The organism is Microbacterium sp. P2_F9 (genome assembly GCF_056403635.1).
The window spans coordinates 1-5,259 of the sequence record NZ_JBFUFC010000234.1; the positions used below are offsets into that span (position 1 = coordinate 1).

Here is a 5,259-nt window from a genome sequence, read left to right on the forward strand (position 1 = left end):
CTCTTGCACGTCTCGATCAGCGTTCGTCAGGACTCGCGTCCACGGTGCGAACGGCGCCGGTCGTGACGAGTTCGGCCTCGCGACCCTCATCCGCGGCGACTCCGTCGCGCAGCTGCGCTTCGAGCAGCTCCGCCTCCTCGCCGCCGATGGCCTCGCCGCGGGCGATGAGCCCGGCGACGTCGGACAGCGGGATCTGCTTGAGGAAGAGCGCGAGCACGAACGCGATGCCGATGAACGGCAGCAGGTACCAGAACACCGGGGCCAAGGCATCCGCGTACGCGTTCACCACGCCGTCGCGGATCGAATCCGGCAGCTGGCTGAGCGTCTGAGGGGCGAGGGACGAGGTCGCGTTCGCGGCATCCGCTGCCGAAGCGCCCGCGTCGGCGAAGACGCCCTGCAGGTTCTCGGTGAGGCGAGTGGTGAAGATCGTGCCGAACACCGCGGTGCCCAGTGCCGCACCGACCTCGCGGAAGTAGTTGTTCGTGCTGGTCGCGGTGCCGATCTCGGACGCCGGGACGGCGTTCTGCACGACGAGCACCACGACCTGCATGATCAGGCCGAGACCCGCGCCGAAGACGAAGAGGAAGACGCAGATCAGCCAGATCGGGGTCGACGCGCTGAGCGTCGTCATCGCGACCATCGCGAGCCCGGTGATGATCGTGCCGAGGATCGGGAAGATCTTGTAGCGCCCGGTCTTCGTGATCAGGATGCCCGAGGCGATCGAGGTGCCCATCAGGCCCACCATCATCGGAATCATGAGCAGGCCGGATGTCGCGGCCGAGGTGCCGGAGGACATCTGCAGGAACGTCGGCACGAACCCGATGGCCGCGAACATGCCGAGCCCGAGGGTCAGGCCGATCGCCGTCGCATTCACGAAGACGGGGTTGCGGAACAGGCTGAGCGGGATGATCGGGTCCTTCGCCTTGGCCTCGGCGAAGATGAAGGCGGCCGCAGCGACGAGCAGCCCGACGCCCCATGCCCACGTGGCGGGGGAGTCCCACCCGAAGTCCTTGTCGCCGCCGAAGTCGGTGAAGAAGATCAGGCACGTCGTGGCTGCGGACAGGAAGACGATGCCGAGGATGTCGATCGGCTGTGTGGCCTTCTTGTTCGGCAGGGTGAGGGCGAACAGCGCGATCACGAACGCGGCGATGCCGACCGGGATGTTGATGTAGAACGCCCACTGCCAGGTGAGGTGGTCGACGAAGAAGCCGCCCAGGAGCGGGCCGGCGACCGCCGAGAGGCCGAAGATCGCGCCGAGCGGGCCGAGGTACTTGCCGCGCTCGTTGGCGGGAACGATGTCGGCGATGATCGCCTGGGAGAGGATCATCAAGCCACCGGCGCCGAGGCCCTGGATGGCGCGGAAGACCACGAACATCCAGAAGTCTCCGGCGAAGGCGCACGCCGCCGAGGCGACCGTGAACAGGGCGATTGCGATGAGGAACAGCCGGCGCCGGCCGAGCACGTCGCCGAGTTTGCCGTAGACGGGCATCACGAGGGTCGTGGCCAGAAGGTACGCGGTGGTGATCCACACCTGGTGGTCGACGCCGCCGAGCTCGCCGACGATGGTCGGCATCGCGGTCGAGACGATGGTCTGGTCGAGGCTGGACAGCAGCATTCCCGCGATGAGGGCGCTGAAGATGATCCAGATGCGCCGCTTCGTCAGCAGAAGCGGCGCCGGGGCGGCGATGGTCATGAGGGGTTCCGTTCGGGTGGGAGGGAGAGCGAGAAGACGCGGCGGACCGCGTCGAGTCGGCGGAGGACCAGAATCCGGAAATCCTGGTGGTCGTTGGCGAAGTATTCGAAGACGGCGGGCCGCATGACGGCGCTGAAGACGATCACGACGGTCTCGGCATCCAGTTCGGCGCTCGCATCCGGGCGGCGCTTGACCAGGGCGATGTCGTCGCGCTCGCCCTCGGCGGCGAGGCCGATGAAGTGGGCGAAGAGGCGAGGCTCGCGGTCGAAGACCCGGCCGAGCTCGTCGGCTTCGGACTTGGTGAGATCCAGCTGCTCGAACCGCGCGATGAGCAGCTCGGCGAAGTCGTCGAGCAGCGTGCCGGTGCCCGAGACGAACGCCTCGGCGAGATCGGCGTTGTCGGAGTGCACCGCGAAGCCCAGCACCGCGTTCTCTTTCGAGGCGTAGTAGTTGAAGAACGTGCGGCGGGAGACGCCGACCTCGGAGCACAGCTCCTCGATCGTGAATCCGGCGAAGCCGCGCTCCGCCGTCAGCCGGCGCGCCTCGGTCCGCAGCCCGACGGAGGTCGCCGCGGTGCGGCGCTCACGCAGGGAAGGTGCACTTTCATTCATGAAGTGCATTCTTGCACTCTACTGCGCAAGGTGCAAATTGCGCGGGAATCTAGGTAGGGGTGACGGATGCCGCGGGCCGCGGTGTGGAGGACGCTTGCACGTGTTCGCCACACGATGAGGAGATCCCATGTCATTGACCGCTCTCGAATCCGCTGAAATCGAACGGGCCAACCAGTCGGGGCTGCGGCCCGTCGTCTTCGTGCACGGCCTCTGGCTGCTCTCCAGCAGCTGGGATCGCTGGCGTGCCCGCTTCGAGGAGGCCGGCTACACCACGATCGCGCCGGGCTGGCCCGATGACCCCGAGTCCATCGAGGATGCCAGGGCCAACCCTGACGCGTTCGCCTCGAAGATGGTCCAGGAGGTCACCGACCACTACCTCGAGGCGATCGGCGAGCTGACCCTGAAGCCGGCCGTCGTCGGCCACTCGTTCGGCGGACTGATCGCTCAGAAGATCGCCGGGGCCGGGGCATCCGTCGCCACCGTCGCCGTCGACCCTGCACCGTTCCAGGGCGTGCTCGCGGTGCCGGCCTCGTCGTTCAAGTCATCGGCGCCCGTGGTCTCGCACCCCGGCAACAGCCTCAAGCACGGCGTCACCCTGTCGTTCGAGGACTTCACCTACGGCTGGGCGAACGCCCTCGAGGCGGACGAAGCCCGCGCGCTGTACGACGAGTTCCATGTCGCGGCGGCGGGCAACCCGATCTTCCAGGTGGTCACCGCCAACCTCAATCCCTTCAGTGAGACGAAGGTCGACTCGAAGAACCCCGATCGGGGCCCGCTGCTGATCATCGGCGGGGAGCTCGACCACACCGTTCCGGTCAAGCCCACCGAGCAGGCCTTCAAGATCCAGTCGAAGAACCCGGGGATCACCGAGCTGACCATCATTCCGAACCGCGGGCACTCGCTGACGATCGACCACGGTTGGGCCGAAGTGGCCCAGACCGCGCTCGACTTCCTCACCCGGGTGGGCGCGGCGTCGCTTACGGCCTGAGTGCGCCGGGAAGCTGCTCCCGCGTGCTGATCCCGAGTTTGCGGAACGCGGTGTAGAGGTGCGCGCCGATCGTCCGCGGCGACAGGAAGAGCCGCTCGGCGACCTGGCGATTGCTCAGCCCGCTCGCGGCCAGCTCCGCCACCCGGAGCTCCTGCGGGGTGAGGACGTGGCTTCCGGACGGCTCGGCGTCCGGAAGCCGCTCGCCGGAGGCGCGCAGCTCGTCGCGGGTGCGATCMGCCCATTTCCGCGCCGGGAACTGTTCGAACAGGGTGAGTGCCTGGTGCAGGTGGCGGCGGCTGTCGATGGGTCGCCGCATCCGTCGCAGGCGCGCGCCGATCAGCAGGTGCGCCCGAGCGTGCAGGAAGGGGACCGGCAGCGGGTCGCGCTCGATCGCAGCGGATGCCTCGTCCAGCAGTGCGTCGTCGGTCAGCGCGAGGCGGGCATACCGCAGGGACGCGTCGAGCACGGGCGCGTGCCAGCCCGCGTGGATCGCTGCGACCGCCGCGATCTGGGCCTCGGCCGGTCGGCGATGGCCGGCCAGCACCGCGGCTTCGACCAGGTCGGGCAGCGAGACGATCCGGAACATCAGGTTGTACACCGGGTCGGCCGGGTCGGCGAGGCGCCCGAGCAGGCGTTCGGCGTCGCGCGGCCGGCCGTCCACCAGTGCTGCGCAGCCCTCGGCGAAGACGAGCGTCGCCCGTGGGGACTGGGCTTCCAGGGCGAGCGCGCCGAGCGGCGACGATCCCGCGATCGCGGCGCGGTCGGGAGGAGTGCCCTCGAGCGAGTCGTACCAGGCGAGCGCCGTGCGTGCGGCCGTCGCGAGCCCTGGATCCTCGACATCGACGGCGATCGTGATGCACTCGTCGATGGCCGCTCGCCCCTGAGCGAACCGTCCCTGCAGAAAGCAGATCCAGGCCTGTGCCATGAGCGCATGCGGCAGCAGCGCCCGGTTGTCGCGAGCCCGGAATCCGTCGACCGCTCGCTGCAGATAGTCCGCGGCGGGTCCGATCTCGCCGCAGAGGTTGAGCGCGTAGCCCACGTGCCAGGCGCCGAGGGCGTCATCGGGGGCGATGGAGACGTGGTCGCGGATCCGCGCGATCACCTCGTCGCCGCCCTCGGCCGGCCGGGTGACCGCCGTCAGCAGGAGCGCGCGCGGCTCGTCGGGATTCAGGCGGAACGCGCTCGCCGCCTCCGCGATGAGGTGGCCGGGATCCGGGTCGGTGGACAGGCCCCACGCGATCGAAGCAAGATGCAGCAGCGCGTCGAGGGCGGCATCGGCATCGCCCGCTCGACGCATGCCGTCGATGGCGGCGGTCGCCGGGCGCAGATCGCCGTGCGAGAGCGCCGACTCCTCGAGGGGCAGGAGTTCGCGCATCCACGCGGCACGCGCCTGCGCACGCGGATCGTCGGTCTCGGCATCCGCCGCCTCGATGAGCCCGAACGCGATCCGGTGTAACCCCATGCGATCGGCCGCGCCGGCGGCGCGGAGCAGGCGGTCGGTGCGCTGCGGCGACGGCCTGGTCAGCTCCGCCGCTCGCCGGAGCGCGCGCAGTGCCAGGGCGGAGTCGCCCGCTGCGAGACCCGCCTCGCCGAGCTGCTCGAGTTCGTCCGCGAGTTCGGGGTCGGTGCCGGACGCCAGGTCGGCCCGCCACCAGACGGTGCGCGCGGGATCCGGGATGGTGTCGACCAGTGCGCGCAGCAGTGCCGTGCGCTCCACCGGATCGGCGGCACTCGCGACGGCGGAGCGGACGAGCGGATGCCGGAACCCGAGGCCGCCCTGCACCGGATCGACCAGCCCTGCTGCTGCTGCGGCCCCGAGCCAGTCGCCGGAGGGTTGACCGCCGAGCACCTGTGTCACTGCGAGGGTCGCGTCCTCGATCGACTCGCAGCCGAGTGCCGCGGCGAGCACGCCCAGGCGGGCTGCCGGTGCGAGCTCGGCGTACCGCCCGGCGAACGCGAGTTCGAGT

The 5,259-nt window shown here is 69.7% G+C and carries 4 protein-coding genes and 1 pseudogene; 2 read left to right on the plus strand and 3 right to left on the minus strand.

All coding sequences use genetic code 11. The features are described from left to right. Positions 1–16: 16 nt before the first annotated feature. Positions 17–1,693, minus strand: coding sequence for an MDR family MFS transporter (locus AC1DVT_RS17700; protein WP_477390442.1), 1,677 nt, complete (start codon positions 1,691–1,693; stop codon positions 17–19). On the opposite strand from AC1DVT_RS17700, the gene AC1DVT_RS17705 reads away from it, so the two are divergent. Then, positions 1,638–1,820, plus strand: coding sequence for a hypothetical protein (locus AC1DVT_RS17705; RefSeq protein ID WP_477390444.1), 183 nt, complete (start codon positions 1,638–1,640; stop codon positions 1,818–1,820). The two genes, AC1DVT_RS17700 and AC1DVT_RS17705, sit on opposite strands and share 56 nt — an antisense overlap. Positions 1,821–2,136: 316 nt before the next feature. Here AC1DVT_RS17705 and AC1DVT_RS17710 read toward each other — a convergent pair. Beyond that, positions 2,137–2,313 (minus strand): annotated as a pseudogene (locus AC1DVT_RS17710) (TetR family transcriptional regulator); the annotation flags it as partial. Between the two features lie 118 nt (positions 2,314–2,431). Between AC1DVT_RS17710 and AC1DVT_RS17715 the strand changes: the two are divergent. Further along, positions 2,432–3,292 (plus strand): alpha/beta hydrolase, encoded by an 861-nt coding sequence (locus tag AC1DVT_RS17715; protein ID WP_477390446.1) that lies wholly within the window; start codon positions 2,432–2,434, stop codon positions 3,290–3,292. Here the strand turns inward: AC1DVT_RS17715 and AC1DVT_RS17720 are convergent. Then, on the minus strand, positions 3,282–5,259 hold a 1,978-nt coding region (locus tag AC1DVT_RS17720; protein WP_477390448.1), incomplete at its 5' end, for a helix-turn-helix transcriptional regulator. The two genes, AC1DVT_RS17715 and AC1DVT_RS17720, sit on opposite strands and share 11 nt — an antisense overlap.